Annotated in this window: 14 protein-coding genes and 2 pseudogenes; 5 read left to right on the top strand and 11 right to left on the bottom strand. The window is 60.6% G+C overall.

Translation table 11 applies throughout. The features are described from left to right. The first annotated feature begins 102 nt into the window (after positions 1-102). The 4 genes and pseudogenes from GUY40_RS24775 to GUY40_RS24760 all read left to right on the top strand — a co-directional run bounded on the left by GUY40_RS24775 (position 103) and on the right by GUY40_RS24760 (position 3,732). Positions 103-494 (top strand): annotated as a pseudogene (locus tag GUY40_RS24775) (aconitase X swivel domain-containing protein). Next, entirely contained in the window at positions 487-1,761 is a 1,275-nt protein-coding gene (locus GUY40_RS24770) for an aconitase X catalytic domain-containing protein (protein ID WP_166571544.1), read from the top strand. The pseudogene GUY40_RS24775 and the gene GUY40_RS24770 overlap by 8 nt, the downstream one beginning before the upstream one ends. A gap of 24 nt (positions 1,762-1,785) precedes the next feature. Further along, the gene (locus tag GUY40_RS24765) at positions 1,786-2,724 is read left to right on the top strand and encodes an ornithine cyclodeaminase family protein (RefSeq protein ID WP_166571543.1); all 939 of its coding nucleotides are present in this window, start codon (positions 1,786-1,788) and stop codon (positions 2,722-2,724) included. Positions 2,725-2,850: 126 nt separating this feature from the next. Then, positions 2,851-3,732: a DMT family transporter gene (locus tag GUY40_RS24760; protein WP_166571542.1), complete on the top strand. Its 882-nt coding sequence runs from the start codon at positions 2,851-2,853 to the stop codon at positions 3,730-3,732. Positions 3,733-3,777: 45 nt separating this feature from the next. On the opposite strand, the gene GUY40_RS24755 is transcribed toward GUY40_RS24760, so the two are convergent. From GUY40_RS24755 to GUY40_RS24720, 8 genes are all read right to left on the bottom strand, one after another. Continuing rightward, positions 3,778-4,827: a proline racemase family protein gene (locus GUY40_RS24755; protein WP_166571541.1), complete on the bottom strand. Its 1,050-nt coding sequence runs from the start codon at positions 4,825-4,827 to the stop codon at positions 3,778-3,780. 58 nt (positions 4,828-4,885) lie between these two features. Beyond that, complete coding sequence (locus GUY40_RS24750; protein ID WP_166571540.1) at positions 4,886-6,214, bottom strand: MFS transporter; 1,329 nt, start codon at positions 6,212-6,214, stop codon at positions 4,886-4,888. 267 nt (positions 6,215-6,481) lie between these two features. Next, on the bottom strand, positions 6,482-8,110 hold the full coding sequence (locus GUY40_RS24745; protein WP_166571539.1) for a BCCT family transporter: 1,629 nt from the start codon (positions 8,108-8,110) through the stop codon (positions 6,482-6,484). Between the two features lie 71 nt (positions 8,111-8,181). Beyond that, entirely contained in the window at positions 8,182-9,309 is a 1,128-nt protein-coding gene (locus GUY40_RS24740) for a hybrid-cluster NAD(P)-dependent oxidoreductase (RefSeq protein ID WP_166571538.1), read from the bottom strand. A 5-nt stretch (positions 9,310-9,314) separates the two neighbouring features. After that, positions 9,315-10,571 carry an SRPBCC family protein gene (locus GUY40_RS24735; RefSeq protein ID WP_166571537.1) on the bottom strand — a complete coding sequence of 419 codons (1,257 nt, stop codon included), beginning with the start codon at positions 10,569-10,571 and terminating at the stop codon, positions 9,315-9,317. A 113-nt stretch (positions 10,572-10,684) separates the two neighbouring features. After that, positions 10,685-11,641, bottom strand: coding sequence for a LysR substrate-binding domain-containing protein (locus tag GUY40_RS24730; RefSeq protein WP_166571536.1), 957 nt, complete (start codon positions 11,639-11,641; stop codon positions 10,685-10,687). Positions 11,642-11,701: 60 nt separating this feature from the next. Continuing rightward, positions 11,702-13,345 carry an acetolactate synthase large subunit gene (locus GUY40_RS24725; protein ID WP_166571535.1) on the bottom strand — a complete coding sequence of 548 codons (1,644 nt, stop codon included), beginning with the start codon at positions 13,343-13,345 and terminating at the stop codon, positions 11,702-11,704. A gap of 126 nt (positions 13,346-13,471) precedes the next feature. Continuing rightward, positions 13,472-14,923 (bottom strand): aldehyde dehydrogenase family protein, encoded by a 1,452-nt coding sequence (locus tag GUY40_RS24720; protein ID WP_166571534.1) that lies wholly within the window; start codon positions 14,921-14,923, stop codon positions 13,472-13,474. Between the two features lie 216 nt (positions 14,924-15,139). Here GUY40_RS24720 and GUY40_RS24715 point away from each other — a divergent pair, with 216 nt between their 5' ends. After that, entirely contained in the window at positions 15,140-16,165 is a 1,026-nt protein-coding gene (locus GUY40_RS24715) for a GlxA family transcriptional regulator (RefSeq protein WP_256675855.1), read from the top strand. Here the strand turns inward: GUY40_RS24715 and GUY40_RS24710 are convergent. The 3 genes and pseudogenes from GUY40_RS24710 to GUY40_RS24700 form a co-directional block, all read right to left on the bottom strand. After that, on the bottom strand, positions 16,162-16,935 hold the full coding sequence (locus tag GUY40_RS24710) for an NAD(P)-binding domain-containing protein (protein ID WP_166571533.1): 774 nt from the start codon (positions 16,933-16,935) through the stop codon (positions 16,162-16,164). The genes GUY40_RS24715 and GUY40_RS24710 overlap by 4 nt on opposite strands. Before the next feature lie 10 nt (positions 16,936-16,945). After that, positions 16,946-18,265, bottom strand: a complete 1,320-nt coding sequence (locus tag GUY40_RS24705) for an FAD-binding oxidoreductase (protein WP_166571532.1) — start codon at positions 18,263-18,265, stop codon at positions 16,946-16,948. A gap of 474 nt (positions 18,266-18,739) precedes the next feature. Further along, a pseudogene (locus GUY40_RS24700) lies at positions 18,740-18,922 on the bottom strand (conjugal transfer nickase/helicase domain-containing protein); the annotation flags it as partial. Positions 18,923-19,042 lie beyond the last annotated feature (120 nt).

Here is a 19,042-nt window from a genome sequence, read left to right as displayed (position 1 = left end):
GCGGCCTTGATGTAGGGGAGCATGCTGGAAGATTAGCCATTGGAGCAGATCCTGTGATCTGGCCATTGCAGGATCTGCACCTGATTTTGACTAGGGGATGAAATGAACGAGCAGGTCAGTATTGACCGCGGACCGCTCCTGCACACGGCCCAAGGCCGTGTGCTGGTTGACGGGCATGCCGAAGGCGGACTATGTGCCACTCGCAATATGATCAGTTTCTGGGGCGGGTACGATCCGGCCACCGGGGAGATCATCGATCAGCATCATCCCCTGAAGGGAGAAAATCTCACCGGGCCTTGCACAACGGCCATGCACCGGCTGCGATCATCCTCAACAAGGTTGATGAGATCATCGCCCTTGGCGTGGTGATCTTCGATGAGTTCTTTGGCCGGAAGATTCCTGTCGTGCAACTGGACGACGATGACTTCGAAGCATTGTTCACGGCTGGCAGTGCAAGTATCTCGGAAAATGGGATGGTGATGATTTATGAATGATTTCATGCACCAGGTCGAACTCTCCGAGCTCGACCGGGCGATCCTGGCTGGCGAGCAGGGTGAAGCGGCGAAGATCGCACTGCGGGTGGTTCTGAAAATTGCGGTGATGCAGGGCGCGAAGAAATTGGTCGACATTACCAGTGTGCATGTCGGCGGAAGTATCTACACCGGCCAGGCCAGCCTCAAGGTCATCGAAACCTTGGCGCAGATGGGCGCGAAGGTATGTGTACCGACTTCGATCAACGCCATTTCCATTGATCGCAAGCGCTGGAAAGAGCAGAACATCGACCCCGAGTTCGCCGGCTACGCCGACCGCTTGGCTACCGCTTTCGAACAGATGGGCGCCAAGCCGATTTTCTCCTGCACTCCGTATGTGTTCCCGCAGACGCCGAAGCTGGGCGACGATATCGTGTGGGCGGAATCCAACGCCATTGTCTATTCGAACAGCGTGCTGGGCGCCCGTACTAACCGCCAGGGCGACTTCCTGGATATCTGCGCTGCAATCGTCGGCCGGGCGCCATACTGTGGCCTGCACTTGGAAGAAAATCGCAAGGGCAACTTCGTGATCAATATCCCGAGGCTCGACAATCTCGACAGCTCGTTCTACACCGTGTTGGGTTATCTGATCGGCAAGCATGCCGGCGCGGATATCCCGGTAATCTGTGGGGTGGAGGAAAAGCCGAGCCTGGAGGACCTCAAGTACCTCAGCTCGACCCTGGCCACTTCCGGCGCAGTCGGCTTGTTCCACATGGTCGGCGTAACCCCGGAGGCACCGACTTTGGAGGCGGCGCTTGGCGGTAAGACGGCGACGCGTACCCTTGACGTTACGCCGGAAGAACTGCTGTCGGTGTTCAAAAAGCTCTCGACTACCGAGGAAGAAAAGCTCGATCTGGTGCTGTTGGGCAGCCCGCACTTCACCCTCGGAGATTTCGCTGAACTCGCTCCGCTGGTGGAAGGTCGGCAGTCGGACAGCCACTGCGATTTCCTCATCACAACTAGCCAGTACGTCTATGAGCAAGCCCAGGCGGCTGGTTACATAGAGCACATCGAGGCATTCGGCGCTCGGGTCAGCACTGATATCTGCCTCTGTATGCTCAACGCCGACATGTTCCCGGCGTCGGCGCGCACCGCGATGACCAACTCCGGTAAGTTCGCTCACTATGGTCCAGGCCTGGTAGGCAAAGGCGTGTCGTATGGAAGCCTGGCCGATTGCGTTAATTCGGCGGAGGCGGGCAGGCGCATCATCGGCAGGCCGCAATGGTTGTAATGGATAACGGAGAGACTGACTGAGATGAAGATTGTTACTGCTGAACAGATTAATGCCGTGCTGGACTGGACCGGCGTGCTCGAAGCGCTGCGGCATGCTCACCTCGGAGCGCGGCCAAGGATTGATGACTATTTCCTCGGCGACAGCGAGTACGGGTTGTTCAGCAGGGGCGTGATCCTCCCTGGTGTCGGTGCCGGGGTGAAGATTGCCTCGATCTTTCCGGGCAACCTGTCGGCCACGCCCTCCTTGCCGGCCGAGCAGGCCGCGTTCGTGGTAGTAGACGAGCACACCAAGGCGATTTCAGCGATCTGCGATGGCCCGGCCATCACGGCGTGGAAGACCGCCGGAGATTCCGCGCTGGCTGGCGAGCGGCTCAGCCGGCAAGACAGCAGTGTGCTGCTGGTGCTTGGCGCGGGGCTGGTGGCGCGAGCGTTGACCGAGGCCTACCTGCATATTCGTCCGGGCATCCGCCAGGTGTTGCTGTGGAACCGGACGTCCAAGAAGCTCGAAACCTTCGTTGCCCAGCTTCAGGCCCGGGGCATCGACGCGACGCTGGTGGTCAACCTGGACGCGGCTGTCGGTCGCGCAGACATCATTGTCTCGGCAACCGCTTCCAGCGTGGCACTGGTGAAAGGGCAACTGGTTCGCCCGGGTACTCATGTCGATCTGGTCGGCGGCTTCAGGCCGGACATGCGGGAGGCCGACGCGCAGCTCGTAGCACGGGCCAGGCTGTACGCAGACGATCGCGAAGGGGCGCTCAACTCCGGTGACCTCCAAGGCCCGTTGCAGGAGGGCCTGATCAGCGAAGACAGCATTCAGGCCGATCTGTTCGAGATCTGCCAGTCGTCTGCGGTGTTGCGTCAGCCTGAGGACATAACGCTGTACAAGAACGCAGGTGGGGCGCATCTGGACCTGACGGTGTGCCAGTACGTGCTGAAACAACTTGCGTTGAAGGCTAGTTGACGATCTGCCGGATCAGCTCGGGCGTGAAATACACGCCGACAGGACGGTGGTCAATGGTTTGGTCATCGCCAAATTGCGGGTGTTCAAGGAATTGTGGGTGAACGATATGGTCAGGGGATTGCCACCATGAGCGCAGCGGTACAGTCACTGAATGAAGTGCGGCGCTCGAAGGAAACACGCATCGGCATCGGCCTGTGCCTGCTGTCGATGTTTATCTTCGCCACGCAGGACGGGATTACCAAGATTCTCGTCGAGGATCTGCCGGTGACGCAGTTGGTGATGGTGCGTTACTGGGTGTTCCTGATCTTTGCCGTGTGCTTCGTGCAGATGAAGGGCGGGCTTGGCAATATGCTAAAAAGTAGCCATCCGTGGTTGCAGTTGGCTCGCTCGCTGCTTGGGGTGTTCGAGATTGTCTTATTCGGTGTGGCGCTGCGCTACCTGGGCCTGGCCGAAACCCACGCCATCTACGCGGTCTTCCCCTTGCTGACAATGGGCATGGCCGCCCTGGTGCTGCGTGAGCAGCTCACCCTGCGTCAGGGCCTGGCGGCAGTGATCGGTTTTGCCGGCACGCTGATCATTCTCAAGCCGGGCATGGGCGTATTCAGCCTGGCATCGCTGATTCCCCTGGCGGCGGCCTTGATGTTCGCCTGCTTCAACATCCTCACGCGCAAGATCAGCCGTGCCGATACCTTTGGCACCAACATGCTGTACATGGGCTTGTGGGGTGCGCTGGTTTCGACGGTGATTGGCTTGCCGCAGTGGGTAACGCCTTCGCCGTTGGAGATAGTGCTAATGCTGGTGCTATCGATCACCGGAGTGTTGGCGCAGCTGTTGCTGCTGCAAGCGCTGAAGTATGCGGAAGCGGTAACCCTGCAGCCGTTCAACTATTCCCTGCTAGTGTTCGCTTCGGTGCTGGGTGTGGTGTGGTTCAGTGAAACGCTGGAAACCACCCTGGTGGTCGGGGCGCTGCTGGTGGTGCTGGGCGGAATGTTCTCGCTCAGGCGTTGAAACGACAAAGGCCGGCGTTATGTTGCGCCGGCCTTTGTCCAGATATTACGCCCAAATGTCGCCGATGGTGAAGCCTTCGGTAAACGGATCGTCATGGTCGAGCACGTAGGTGTTCAGGCCATAGATCCAGCTCTTTCCAGTGATGGTGGGCACCACTGCCCGGTGCTGGCCAATTGTAGTTTCCTCTATCAGGCGGCCGATGTAGATGTTGCCGATGATGCCTTGGTGGCGGAAGTCCTGATTGAGCGGTAGCTCGCCCTTGGCGTGCAGCGTGGCCATCTTCGCGCTGGTGCCGGTGCCGCACGGGCAGCGGTCCAGGGCGCCGGTCCAGGTGGCCTGGTCGTCCCAGGAAAATTCGCCGGACGCCATAGTGACCACGTTTTTCCAGTCGGCATTGGGGTCTTCGCTCGGACCGGACAGCTGCGATATGGTGATGCCCACGCCCGGATAGTCCGGGTGCGCAACCGGCAGTTGCTCAATCGCCGCCTGGCGGATCATCGAGGAAATACGAGCAATCTCCCCACCATGCTGCGGGATCAGTTCCAGGCCCTTGAACTGACGCACATCGGCGATCACGTAGAACATACCGCCCCAGCCCACGTCGACGCGCACCTTGCCCAAGTGCGGCACGTCGATGGCCGCATCCAGATGTGCAGCGAAGGCCGGCACGTTCTGGAAGGTGACGCCCTTGACCTTGCCGTCCTTGCACTCGGCCTTGATCGGGATCAGCCCGGCAGGTGCCTCAAGCACCAATTCGGTCAGCGGCTCCTTCATCGGCAGCAGGCCCATTTCCAGTAGCACCGTGACCACCGAGATAGTGTTGCCTCCGGACATCACCGGGTATTCGATCTGCTCCATGATCACGTAGCCGGCGTCGGCATCCGGATGGCACGGCGGGACGATGATGTCGCAGCAGTGTGCCGGGTAGCCGCGCGGCTCACGCAACATCAGCTTGCGCAGTTGGTCGTCGTTTTCTTCCAGCCATTTCATCTTGGCGTAGACGGTGTCGCCCGGGATATGCGGAACGCCGCCGGTGATCACGCGCATCGGCGTGCCGGCGTGAGTATCGACCGCGTGGATGGTTCGCTTGAACATAGCGGACTCCTTGTGAGCGGTGCGCGCTGGGCGCGCACCGGTTTGGCGCAAAGGGACGTCAGGCGGCGCTGGCTTTTGCCAGGTCCAGCGAGCGGGTCTCCGGGGCCATCAGCCATGTGAAGAACAGGCCAACCATCGAGATGCCGAACGCGGCGATCATGGTGTTGGCGATACCGATCGAGGAAAGCGAGATTGGCACCAGATAGGTACCGATTGCCGCGCCGATCCGTGACAGCGACGTCGCCAGGCCCACCGCCGAACCACGGATTTCGGTGGGGAAAAGTTCATTCGGGTAGACGTACTGCAGCACCTGGGCACCACCTATGAACAGCGCGTAGCTGCCGAACAGCATCAGGGTCAGCACAGCGGCGCCGTCGGGGAACAGCCCCAGCAAGAGCAGCGCCAGGCCTGACCAGAGAAAGCTGTGCATCAGCATGTTGCGCCGGCCCAGCGGGTTGATCAGTTTGACCCCCAGCAGGCAGCCGAACACGAAGATAATAGTGATCGCCACCGCACCCCAGGCGGCCAACTGCCCAGTCAGGCCCATAGCGGCGAGGATCTTCGGCGCGAAGGCGTAGATGGCGAATTGCGGAATGATCGAGCAGGTCCAGAAGATGCTGACGAAGAAGATCCGCTTGCCATAGCTGGAGTGGAACAGCGACCACACCGTGACATGACGCTTAGCCGGCGGCTCGGGCAGGTCGCTAATTGAAAAGCCGTCGCCGTAGACCTTCTTGATCACGTTGTCGGCTTCCCGAGTACGGCCTTTGCTTAGCAGCCAGCGGGCTGATTCCGGGGTACCGGCGCGCATGATCAGGAACAGCACGGCAGGCACCACCGCACTGGCCAGCGCCCAGCGCCACGCCTCGGGGCCCATGCTACGCAGGATCAGTTCACCGGCGACGTAGGCCACTGCGGCGCCGACGAACCACATCATCACCAGGCTGGCAAGGATCGAACCACGCTGTTTCTTGGGCAGAAACTCAGCCAGCAGCGAGGTTGCCAGCGGGTGGTCGGCGCCAATAGCGACACCAAGCAGCAGGCGCAGCGTGATGAGGGCCCAGGCAGAGGTCACCCAGAATTGGCCGAGGGAGAAAACGGCCAGCATAACCAGCACAAGCACATAGAGGGTCTTGCGCCCGAGCTTGTCGGTGAATAAACCACCGACAAAACCGCCGAAGAACATGCCGACCAGTGAAGCGGCGGCCACCAAGCCCTCTTCCAGTTCAGTTAATTGAAGCGCCTGGCTAAGTTGCATCAATACCACGCCGATAATGCTCAGGATGTACCCGTCGAGAAAGGGGGCGCCGGAGGAGTAGATCGCCAACTTTTTATGAAAGCTGTTGAGTGGCGCGTCTTCCAATGAAATATTGAGCTTATTGGTCATGTATTCTCTCTTGCTTCGCAATGCCGAACGCATTACTCGACCGGTACGCAAGTCGATTAATCAGTTCTGTTGTTTTTAGAGTGCGGGATGTGCAGATCATCGGCTTTCCACCTGGCCTGGGCGGTTTCGATGACGAGGGAAATATGGCACTGCGAGGTCACCGCCGATATAACGGCGATGACTCGTTATGGAAGATTCTCAATAGGCGAGGCAGGTAAACGCCAGCATTGCCCCAAGGGGGGTCGCTGGCGAATGGAGCGAGCGGCCTCAGGTGGGTTCAGCGATGCGAGCGTGCCCTCGTGACGGCTCGGAGGGGATGGCTGGCGGCGAAAGATCAGCATTCGCGCGCAGAGCGCGGAGCAGGCCGTGGCTCGCCAGCACCATGTAGACCGCGATAGGCAGGCCGATCACGATACTGGCCATCTGAATCGCCACCAGTCCCCCGGCGATGATCAGGCTGGCGGCAATCGCGCCTTCCAGCACGCACCACAGCACCCGCAGCCAGTTCGGTGGGTTGATGCTCCCCAGGGAGTTGAGCATGCACAGAACCTGGGTGCCGGCATCGGCCGCGGTCACGAAATGCACCGCCAGCAGCAGACAGACGATGACGCTGAGGATGCCGCCCAGGAGCTTGCCATCAAGGCGCTCCAGCAGGGTGAACATGGCCGTGGTGGTCTCTTTGCGAGTGGCTTCGAGGATTGGCCCGCCGGTGAACTGACCCGCAGCGGCCTGCTCGGCAACCGGCAGACTGTTGTAGGCCTGACGGCTCTGCTGTTCATCCTTGAGCGCAGTACCGCCGAACACCGCCATCCACAAAATGGTCACCAGGGTAGGCACCACCAGCGCGCCAACCACCAACTCGCGGATGGTCCGGCCACGGGAGATGCGCGCGATGAACAGGCCCACGAACGGCCCCCAGGTCATCCACCAGGGCAGGTAGAAAGCCGTCCAGCTGTTCTGCCAACTGCTGCCGCTTTGGGTGTCGGTCCACAGGCTCAGGCCGATGATGTTCTGCAAGTAGTCGCCGGTCGATTCGAACAGCAGGTTCATGATGTAGTTGGTCGGGCCGAGAACCAGCACCACCAGCATCAGACCGAGGGAGATGAACATGTTGACGGTCGACAGGCGCTTCATGCCTCGCGACACGCCGGCCACCAGCGAAATCGAGGCGATCACCGTTACCACGGCGATGATCCCCAGCTTGAGCGACAGGCTCACCGGCACGCCGAACACCTGGTTCAGGCCGGTGTTGATCTGCTCCACACCCATGCCCAACGACTGCGACACGCCAAAGGCCGTGACGGCGGCGCCGATGATGTCGACAGTGTGGCCGATAGGACCATAGATGCGCTTGCCGATCAGTGGATAGAGCACCGAACGCAAGGCCAGCGGCAGGCCTTCGCGGTAGGCGAAGTAGGCCAGCCCCAGTCCGATGATGGTGAAGATCGCCCAGGGATGCAGGCCCCAGTGGAACAGGGTGATGCGCATCGCCATAGACGCAGCTTCGTCGCTCAGTCCAGGGGAGAACGGATTGCTGGCGTAATGCAGCACGGGTTCGGCGACGGACCAGAAGATCAGCCCCACGCCCATGCCGGCACTGAACAGCATGGAGATCCAGGCAGCGAAGCTGAACTCGGGTTGTTCATCGGGGCGGCCAAGCTTCAGCGCGCCATGACGGCTGAAGGCGATGAACACCAGGATGCTGAGTACCCCGCTGACCAGAGCGATGTAGAACCATTTCAGGTTGTCGAGAATGGCGTCGGAGGCAGTCTTGAACACCCCAGCGGCCTGGTCACCGTGCGAGGCGCACAGAACCACGAAGGCAATTACTAACAGCAGCGACCCGAGAGTCACCACAGGATTCAGGCCCTTGAACAGGCCAGTTTTTGCACGCATCGGCTATTTCCTTTTTTTATTCTTGCAACGCCGGATGGTGGAAATCGGAAAAGGCGCCCGAAGGCGCCTAGTCAGAGATCGATCACCAGATCTGAGGTCGGGCGGCTGCAGCACAGCAGGCGCAGGCCCTTGTCTATTTCCCGCTGGCGGATACCGCCGTTGTGTTTCATCTCCACGCTGCCTTCGAGCACGGCCGTCTTGCACGTGCCGCACACGCCCTGGCTGCACGAAGAAGGCACAACAGCGCCGGCCTGCTTGGCGGCCGAAAGCACGGTTTGCCCGGTAGTCATGGTGAATTGCTTGCCCGAGCGGGCCAGGCGCACGGTGAAGGTGTCCTGGGCTTGGCCGGGTTCGGCGCTGGGTGCTGGCTCGACCGCCACTTCGGCAGAAATGTCGAAGCTTTCCTGGTGGTAGCGTGCCAGGTCGAAACCGGCGCCGCCGAGCAAGGCCTTGGCCGCATCCATGTAGCCTTTCGGGCCGCAGGTGAACACGGCACGTTCCATGAAATCGGGGATTCGCTGCTGCAGTTCGGCGATTGACAGACGGCCGATTGGGCCATTCCAGTCCGGCTCGTCACCCAGGCCTTCGCAGAAGAACAGGGTGCGCAGGCGCGGCATGCTGCGCTCGAGGCGTGCCAGTTCTTCCCGGAAGATGATGTCTTTGGGCGTACGCGCGCTGTGCACGAAGACGATGTCAAGGTCCGCGTGCAGGTCGGCAGCGGCGCGGGTCATGGCCATCAGCGGGGTGATCCCTGAGCCGGCCGAGAGGTACAGCAGCTTGCGCGCCGGGCCCGCGACCGGGGTAAAGATGCCCGCCGGTCCCGAGGCAGCCATCGCATCGCCGGCCTTGAGGTTGTCGTGCAGCCAGTTGGAGACTGCGCCACCCGGCACCCGCTTGACGGTGATCGAGAAGGTGAACGGGCGAGTCGGGGTCGACGACAGGGTGTAGCAGCGCGACAGACTCTGGCCGTCGATCAGCGGCGACACCGTCAGGAACTGCCCGGGCTCGTAGGCCAAGGCGTGGTAGTCCGGAGAATGGAAAGTGAAGGTCTTCACATCGTGGGTTTCGGCCACAACGTCCAGGCATTCAATGCGTTTGCTCTCGCCGCTGGCCCACTGGGCGCCGTGGGCGGCCCAGTGGTCAGTGTCGGCGAAGCGTTGGTCAGCGCGCAGGTTGGCAATGTTCTCGTAGAGGCTCATCACCGTTAAACCCCATGGGCGGCAAGGCGTGCGCTATACCAGCGGAGGAACTGGTCAACGTACGGCTCGGTGAATTCGGAGTAAGGGCCAGGGATGTAGGCTGGGTCCTGGGTGCCGTTGTGGGTGATGGCAACCAGATCGGCATCTTGTTTGGTGGTTGCAACCCAGACTTCGGTCAGGCGCTGCAGATCGTAATCGGCACCTTCAACCGCGTCTTTGTGAACCAGCCACTTGGTGCGCACTAGGGTGCGGTCCGGCGCCAGCGGGATGATCCAGCTGATCATCGCGTGGTCACTCATGACGTGGGTCCAGGCGTTGTTGCCCCACAGATGGGTGTCGCCGAGGTCCTTGCGGGCCAAGTTGCCGAGCAGCTTGGTGCAGGCGACTTTGGTGTCCAGGGTTTGGGATTCGCCGCTACCGGCGATGATCATGCGCTGGCTGCGGAACTGGGTCGCAGCGTTGTCATCCAGGTGCTCCACCGTTTCATAGAGGTGGCCTTCGCTGGCCCAGTTGGCTTCAATCCCGGCCTTGCGGATCTGATAAGCGTCATAGGAGGCGCGTTGCTCTTCGTTCATCTCTTCGAAGCTTACCCCAAGGTCTTCGGACTGATAGGAAACGAGCAGCTCTGGGTGAGTACCGTGACAGTGGTAGCACTCGCGGTTGTTCTCCATCACCAGTTTCCAGTTGCCGTTCTCAACATAATCGAGTTCGTAGGCAATGCGGGTGTTGGTCAGGTCATACGGCGCGAAGCGCGCGCCCATGATCTCCTCTTGGATGGCGATGTCTTGCGGAGGATTGTCGCTCAGGCAGACGAATACGTGGGTGCCGATGACCTTGCAGTGCACCGGGATCAGGCTGCGGCACTTAGGGTCGAAATCCTTGCCCATGTGCGCGGCGTGCTTGAGGCTGCCGTCCAAGTCATAGGTCCACTGGTGATAGGGGCAGACCAGCATACCGACGGTGGACTTGCCTGGCTCTTTCAGGCGGGCGCCGCGGTGGCGGCAAACATTTCGGTAGGCGCGGATCTGTTCGTCGTCATCGCGCAGCACGATGACCGAGGACTTGCCGACATCGGTGGTGAAGACATCACCGGGTTCTGCCACATCGGCAGTCACTGCAACAACAATCCAATGTTGGCTAAAAAATATATCGACATCCGTCTCGAATATATCCTGGCGACTGAAAACTTCGCCGGGCATACCAAAGCCGGGCTGCCGTGAAGCGATAACTTCGCGGTGAGATTTAATAGGCGCAATGCTCATTATTATTCCTCAGGCACTATTATTTTAAGTATTACGAATGCTTGTGCGGGGATTATCTGAGGGGGTCAAAAAACCGTCAATGCGCCTATTTTTACAGTTCGCATTACATCAAGTTATGGGTTGGCTTTCGATAATGCCGACACCGGCGCACGGTCCTGCAGCCAACGGATGACTGCCCAGGCTTCGGGGGTGGCGGTGCGCCCGTCAGGGATGATCACGTAGTAGGCATCGGTGGGGCGCACGGAAAACGGTTCGAGTCGAACCAGCTCGCCGCGGGCCAGCAAGTGTTCGACCACACGCCCCCACCCCAAGCCGATGCCGTGGCCGTGAAGTGCGGCATGCACGACATCGGCGTGCAGGTTGCCGCGCAAGGTGTAGTGCAGTTTCTGTGTACTCAGCCCCAGTTCTTTGAACCAGCCATGCCAGGTCATCCAGCCTTCGGAGGTGGAGTCGGAGTCCAACAGGCCGGCGCCGGCCAGTTCCTCCAGGGTGGTGGGCCGGGGATTTCGCGCCAACCAGTCAGGGGAGCAGACAGGGAAAATTTCTTCCTCGAACAACAGGATCGCTTCGCCGTCTTCCCACTCACCGTTGCCATAGCGCACATACAGATCGGGCTCCTGGGTGCGCAGGTCGCCGGTGAACATCTGCGTGGCCAGGCGTAGCTGGATGTCGGGCAGGGCATCGCGCAGCCGGGCCAGCCGGGGCATGATTTGGAGCTGCGAGAACGAGGCGGTGACGCCGAGGATGATTTCCTGCCGGCCGCCTTCCTGGTTGATCTGGTCGAAAACGGTGGCAATTTTTTGCAAGGATTCGGAAATGATCGCGAACAGAGCCTGCCCTTCGTAGGTCAGGTCGATGCTGCGGTGTAGGCGGTGAAACAGTTGTGCGCCGACGTTTTCTTCGAGCACCTTGATTTGTTTGCTGACCGCGGCCTGGGTGACGCCGAGCTCCTTGGCGGCCTGGGTGAAGCTCTTCAAGCGGGCAACGGATTCGAACTGGAGGAGGGCGGTCATGGACGGAATGATTCGCCTGTAACCCTTGTGCTTGTTGCCGGCTTCCTGGACTTTCATGGTTTGTTTCTCGGTTTTTGGGTGGCCCCCATCGCGGGACGAGCCCGCAATGGGTGGTGGCTACACCACTAAACTGCGTTCGCGCAACTCACTATTGAGGATGCGATCATTCTCACTGTAATCGACCGGGCAGTCGATCACATGCACGCCCGGCGTGTTGATGCAGTGCTCAAGTAACGGCATCAAACCTTCGGCTTTCTCCACTCGATGGCCGTTGGCGCCATAAGCCTGGGCATACTTCACGAAATCCGGGTTGCCATAGTCCAAACCGAAATCGGTGAAACCCATGTTCGCCTGCTTCCAGCGGATCATGCCGTAGCCGTCATCACGCAGAATCACCACAGTGATATGCATATTCAGACGCACTGCCGTTTCCAGCTCCTGGCTATTCATCATAAAACCGCCATCTCCGCACACCGCGATCACTGGGCGATCCGGGTACACCAAGTGCGACGCCATCGCTGACGGCAAACCTGCACCCATGGTCGCCAAGGCGTTATCGAGCAACACGGTGTTTGGCTTGTGCGCCTTGTAATTACGAGCAAACCAGATCTTGTAGATCCCATTGTCCAGGGCAACGATACCTTCGGACGGCAGCGCACGACGGATATCGGCAACCAGGCGCTGCGGGTACACCGGGAAGCGGTCGTCGTCAGCGCCTTCGGCGATTTGGGCTTCGTTGGCGTCGCGGATGGTTAGCAGGCGTGTGAAGTCCCAGTGGCGGGTGTCGCTCAGCGCTTCACTGATCTGCCACACAGCGTTGGCGATGTCACCGATCACTTCGATCTGGGGGAAATATACGGCATCGACTTCAGCTGAGCGGAAGTTGATATGGATGACTTCGGTACCACCCCGCACCATGAAGAACGGCGGCTTCTCTATCACGTCGTGGCCAATGTTGACGATCAGGTCGGCGGCTTCGACGGCGCGGTGGACAAAGTCGCCGGAGGACAGCGCGGCGTTGCCGAGGAATCGCGGACTACGCTCGTCGACCACGCCCTTGCCCAGCTGAGTAGTGACGAACGGAATGCCGGTCTTGTCGATCAGTTGCTTGAGGACCTTGGCGGTCATCTTGCGGTTGGCGCCGGCGCCGATCACCAGGATCGGGCTGCGGGCGTTCTGCAGCTTCTCGACAGCAGCGTCGACGGCCTTGTGCTCGGCCAGCGGGCGCCGGTGCAGGCTCGGTGGGATCGGCAGGCTGTCGGTCTGCTCGGCGGCGATGTCCTCCGGCAGTTCCAGGTGCACGGCGCCCGGCTTTTCTTCTTCTGCCAGGCGGAAGGCCTCCCGCATGCGCGAAGGGATGTTGTCGGCCGAGGCAAACTGGTGGGTGTACTTGGTGATGGGAGCCATCATGCCGCACACGTCGATGATCTGGAACCGGCCCTGCTTAGACTTCTTGATCGGTTTCTGGCCAGTAATCATCAGCATGGGCATGCCCCCCAAATACGCGTAGGCGCCGGCGGTCACCAGGTTGGTGGCGCCAGGGCCTAGGGTCGACAGGCTGACGCCAGTCTTGCCGGTCAGGCGGCCATAGGTGGCGGCCATGAAGCCGGCGGACTGCTCGTGGCGAGTCAATACCAGCTTGATCTTCGACTTGCGCAGCGATTCCAGCAGGTCGAGGTTCTCTTCCCCGGGAATGCCGAACACATACTCGACACCTTCGTTTTCCAGGCATTGCACAATGACATCGGCGGCCTTGGCCATCTTGCTTGTTACCTTCTTCGGTTTGTTTGGGTTTTCCCACAACGATCACCACCGATCCTGTGGGATTTGCGTCGCTCCATGGCTTAATTGAGCGAAGGACTGTGCGGGTTAGTGTCGCAATAGGCCTCAAGCCAGCTGATAAGTCGTTTTCGTCCGGGTAAAAAACTGCCGAGCATGGGTGCCTTGCTCGCGCGAACCCAGGCTTGACGCACCATTACCGCCAAATGGCACGTGGTAATCGACGCCAGCAGTCGGAAGGTTCACCATCACCATCCCGGCGCTGCTGTTGCGCTTGAAGTGCTCGGCATGTCGCAGCGAGGTAGTGACGATACCGGCGGACAACCCGAACGCCGTGTCTTCGGCAGCGGCGAAGGCTTCTTCGTAATCCCGAACCTTGAGCACGCTCAGCACCGGCCCGAAGATCTCCTCGCGGTAGATCCGCATTTTCGGCTGAACATCGGCAAACAGCGCCGGCGTAAAGAAATGTGCATCCGCTGCGTTCTCGATCCGCTCGCCACCGCACACCAGCGTCGCGCCTTGTTCGATACCGATGGCCACGTACGACAGGTTCTGCTCCAACTGCCGGCCATCCACCACTGGGCCGATGTCGGTCGATGCCTGCAACGCATCGCCAACCTTCAGTGCTCGGGTACGCTCGGCCAGGCGTGCGACGAAGGCGTCATGAATCCCCTCGGTCACGATCACCCGCGAGCTCGCCGTGCAACGCTGGCCAGTGCTGTAGAAGGAACCGTTCAGTGCAACCTCGACCGCTTGCTCCAGGTCGGCGTCATCGAGCACGATCAGCGGGTTCTTGCCACCCATCTCCAGTTGCACCTTCTTCATACCTTCCGCCGCGAGTCGGGCGATCTGCCGACCGGTGTGCTCGGAGCCGGTGAAACTGATGCCGTCAATTTGCGGCGAACGGATCATCGTGTCGCCAACACTGCGCCCCGGACCGATAAGCAGGTTGAAAACGCCTGCCGGCAGGCCCGCGCGCGAAATGATCTCGGCCAGCGCCCAGGCCGAAGACGGTACCAGCTCCGCCGGCTTGAACACCACGCAGTTGCCAAAGCACAGCGCGGGAGCAATTTTCCACGCCGGGATGGCGATCGGAAAGTTCCACGGCGCGATGATGCCAATCACGCCCAGCGGCTGGGTGAACACATCGATGCCGACATCCTGGCGCACCGACTGGTACTTCTCGCCTTCGGCGCGTAGTGCTTCCTGGGCATAGAATTTGAACGAACGGCCGGCGCGATCGACCTCGCCCAGCGCCTCGCGCACGACCTTGCCTTCCTCACGGGCGAGCAGGATGGCCAGTTCCTCGCGGCGGGCAAGGATCTCGCTACCGATGAAGTCCAGGGCATCGGCGCGCTGTTGCGGGTTGCTCCGTGCCCAGCCCGGCTGCGCACGGCGGGCGGCGGCGATGGCACGTTCGGTGAGGGCCTGGTCGGCACGCACGAAACGCTCGATCACTTCCTCCGGGTTGGACGGATTGCGGTTGTCCAGCAGGTCGCTGCCGCTGTCGAGGGGAACGAAGGCGCCATCGACGTAGCTGCTTTTGGTGACGGGTTTCATGCGGTATCGATCCTGTATGGTTGGGCCTACCGGCATGATGCTCAGCGCCGCACCGCGCCCGCTATTACGGGCATGACAATTGATAGGACGCCGGGGTCGGAAAGCCCCGGGCTTGTCCTTAATATACGAAATAGCCGTCTTTATATGATATTACGGACGAGCGCCTAGGCTTAGAATGAGACTGCCGGACTTCCCCGGCTGTTCCGGAGAGCGACCTTGAACGCCCACCCCGCTGAGGTAAAACCGGACCTGCGAGTCGGTTTCGTACTGATGAACCAGTTCACCCTGGTGCCGGTCGCTGGCCTGGTCGACTCCCTGCGTTTTGCCGCTGACAAGTCGTTCCGCAGCCAGCAGGTGTTCTGCCAGTGGGACTGGATGACCTGCAACGACCAGTCGATCAGCGCCAGCTGCGGCATGCCAATTTCGCCTACCCGGCCGCTGAATCTCTGGGCCCACTACGACTACATCGTGATCGCCGGCGGTCTGCTGGGCGAAACGCGCAACCCGCCGAATTGGCTGCTTGACGCGCTGCGCGATGTGCATGCGGCGAATATCCCGATTATTGCGTTGTGTTCGGCGTCGTTCGTGCTGGGCAAGGCCGGGCTACTCGATGGTCGTCGCTGCGCGGTGCATTTCACCATTCGCGAGGAATTCGAAGCTCTGTTTCCCCATGCGACGGCGGTGATCGACAAAAGTTATGTGGATGATCGCGGCATCATTACCTGCCCCGGCGGCACGGCCATTGATCTTGCGGCCAGTCTGATCCGCCGTCACTGTGGTGAAGTACGGGCGCAGAAGGGGCTGGAATACCTGCTGGTGGAAGAGCGTGCGGAGGATGAGGAGCAGACCGGCAAGGTTTATCAGAATGATCGGGTTGAGCGCGCTATTGCCTTCATGCGCGACAACCTGGATATCTCGTTGTCGCTCAAGGCAGTGGCCGATGCGGTTGGCACGCATCCGCGCCAGTTGCACCGTGAGTTCGTTGCCAATACCCAGGAACCACCGGCCAACTACTGGCGCAAGCTGCGCCTGGACCATGCTCGCCGGCTGCTGGTCAATACCAGCCAGAACATCACTACCATCGCCCTGGCCAGCGGTTTTTCCGACGCATCGCACTTCATTCTGTGGTTCCGCAAGCAATACGGCGAAACTCCCTATAGCTTCCGCAAGCGTCGGCATGAAGTGGAGCGTTTCAACAGCGACCCGCTCGGTGAACGGGTCGGGATGGACCCGGAGCTTTAACGCGGTACGCGGTTGAGGAGGGCATCGAAAACCACTTCGCAAGCGGCGCCCCAAGTCGCGCTGCCCGGCTGATGGTTGAGCACCTCAAGGCCCGCTGCAGTGAAAGTACCCGGTGTGGCAATTGCCTGGCCGAGGGCTTTCAAACTCTGATCCGGATGGGTGCGCGCAGTGGCGACGCAATCTTCCAGGTTACCCAGCACCAGCGTGCGCGCTTGATCGATGGGCAGGCCCTTGTCTACCAGCCAATACTGCAGGTCGTGCAACAGGAAATAGAACCAGCCATTCATGCAAGCCGCCACGGTGGCCAGCTCAAACGCCGCTTCGTTTTCCATCACCACAAGCGTGCCCAGCGGGCCCAGGCAGGCTTGCGTTGTTTTATCAGGCGGGTAGACGACCACGGTCGATTCGTTGAACTGCGCGGCGTATGACAGCATCACGCGCACGCACAGTGCGCCGGGGAAGGTGGCCCGAAGTGTCTGCATGTCCAGGCCTGCCACCAGCGACAGCAGGTGCTGGCCGGGTTTCAGGCTGATCTCGGTCGCCAACTGCGCCACACTGTCCGGGCGCGTTCCGAGCAGCAAGATGCTGGCATTATCGACCAGCGCCTGGTTGCTCGGCATCACCTCGCAGGCGTAGTCGGCGGCCAGCGTCTGGGCCCGTTCAGCATTGCGCGGTGACAGCAAGATCGGCCCGTCAAAGCCGCTGCCACGTAGGCCTCGCACGACTTTCTCGGTCAGTTCGCCGACGCCAAGAATGCCCAGACTTTGCATGATGCCTCCTTCAGGCTTCCAGGCCGGCGCGCCGCTGGCCCCAGTTCAGGTTCAGGTTGACTCCCACGCTCAGCAGCGGCTCCGGCGGGTTGCGGTTGGGGCCGGGCGAGGCGAGCAAGAAGTCGGTCAGTTCGTCGCGCTCTCCCGCCCGCCAGTTGGCGAGCAGAGTACCCGTGGCGGTGCCGCGAGTAATGCCCAAACCGTTGCAGCACAGCGCCGCATGGACTCGCGGAGCCAGGCTGCCGAAGTACGATAGGTGATTGCGCGACAGGCACATCGAGCCTCCCCATGTGTAATCGAACGGCATATCCGGGAGCATCGGAAAACGTCGCTCGAATGAGGCGCGGTGCTGGTTCGCAGCGCGGTCCAGGTAGCGCTGCCGGGCCTGACCACTGGCGTTGAAGCTGAAGCTGTTGCGCACCAGCAGGCGCTGGTCGGGTGTGCGCCGCAGCGTACTGCCGAACGGGTCGGCGGGGATGATGCCCCAGGTTTGCTTGCCGCCCAGGCGTGCCTGTTCTTCCTCGGTCAGCGGTCGGGTCATGCTTGCGTAGGTGAAAATCGGCAGCAGGCGGCCAGGAAGGAAGCCGAAATGAGAAGCGAAGGCGTTGTTGCAAAGCAGTAACTCGTCGGCGACCACCTCGCCGTTGGCGTGGCGCAGGATGATCTTGTCGCCCTGCTCCAGGTGGGTGATGACGGTATGTTCGTAAAGGCTTACGTTAGCCGGCAGGCTGTCGGCAAGCCCTCTGGCCAATGCCGCCGGTTGCAGCAGCATCGTGCCTGAGGTGTAGAGTGCTTGGCGGTAGAAAGACGTGCCCAGGTGTTCAGGTACGTCGCGGGCTTCGATCATCTCGTAGGGCTGGCCGAGCTTGTCCAGGCCGCTGCGATAGGCTTGCAGCACTGCCATGCCCTTGTCTTCGACTGCGGCCTGATACTTGCCGTCCTGGCGGATCTGGCAGTCGATGGCGTGGTCGGCAACCAGGGTGCGGATCAGCGACTGGGCGAAATGGTTAAGCTTCAGGTTCATCCGCGCCGTGACCAGGTCGCCGATGTAGTCCGGGGCGCCGATGTCGTGGGGCAGGTCGATGGCAAAGCCGGAGTTGCGTCCGGAGGCACCATAGCCAACTTGTTGTCCATCGATCAGTACGATTTCGTCGTCCGGGAATTTCAGTGCCAGTTGGCGCGCGGCGGCGAGGCCCGTGAAGCCGGCGCCTAGGACCGCCCAGCGCGCCTTGGTACGGCCGCTGTGGGCGGGACGAGGGTTACGCGCAGGGCTCAGGTGGAACCAGCCGCAGCCGTTGTCGTCAGCTGGGGTAGAGGTATTTCTGTACATAGCTGCCAGTTCCTAGTTTTTAGGCACTATCGCACTGCAAGGGTGACGGGCCCTATAACGTTCGGGACAACTCATGGAAGGTTTGGCAGTTGCGAAGAAACCCCGCCAATCGCCATGGATGGCTTTGTGCTCATAGTCACAGCTCACGTTTATTAGCGGGTGGTCCTTGGACGTGGACAGCGTGACGTCAGCATTGCCAGAAACGCAGCTATTACCACCAAAGCAGCGCTCACGTCGAAGGTGCGTTGGTAACCGCTGTGCCCGAACAGCAAACCACCCAAGGTTTAGTCCAAGGCTGTTAGTGCTGATGCCGAACTGACCCACGTACTGAGACATTACTGACCCCGTCGGATTCCTTGCGAACTATTGCTTGTGTTGGCTTTGTGCCGCTCAGAGATAGGTCAGTGATGCTTCAGCAACCGGGTCAATTCGGCATCAGCGCCAACAGCATCGCACACTAATTCGTCGGGAGGCTCACTCTCCATCAAGAACGAGAAAAGGATTGTCAGGGGGGATTAATTCGAAAATCAGCGCCGGCTCCTCAATCAGATAACCCTTCAGGATGGTTTTCTTCCTGGGACCTCGTACTTGGCATGCCCAGATATTCAGACCGTCGTCACGCTTCTTGTGGACCTTCAGTTTTTCGAGCTGTTTCTTTGTAAGGGGTCGGCGAACACACCTTCCCGCCTCCACCGCTGAGGGCCATGGTGTCCACCTAATTTAAGTGGACACCATTTCTGGCCCCAACAAGCGGATTCCCCATGCAGCCACAGCGCC

The organism is Pseudomonas sp. R5(2019) (assembly GCF_009905435.1).
Lineage (GTDB): Bacteria > Pseudomonadota > Gammaproteobacteria > Pseudomonadales > Pseudomonadaceae > Aquipseudomonas.
Note: the sequence above shows the minus strand (reverse complement) of the source record. Positions and strands in the feature narration are given on the sequence as shown.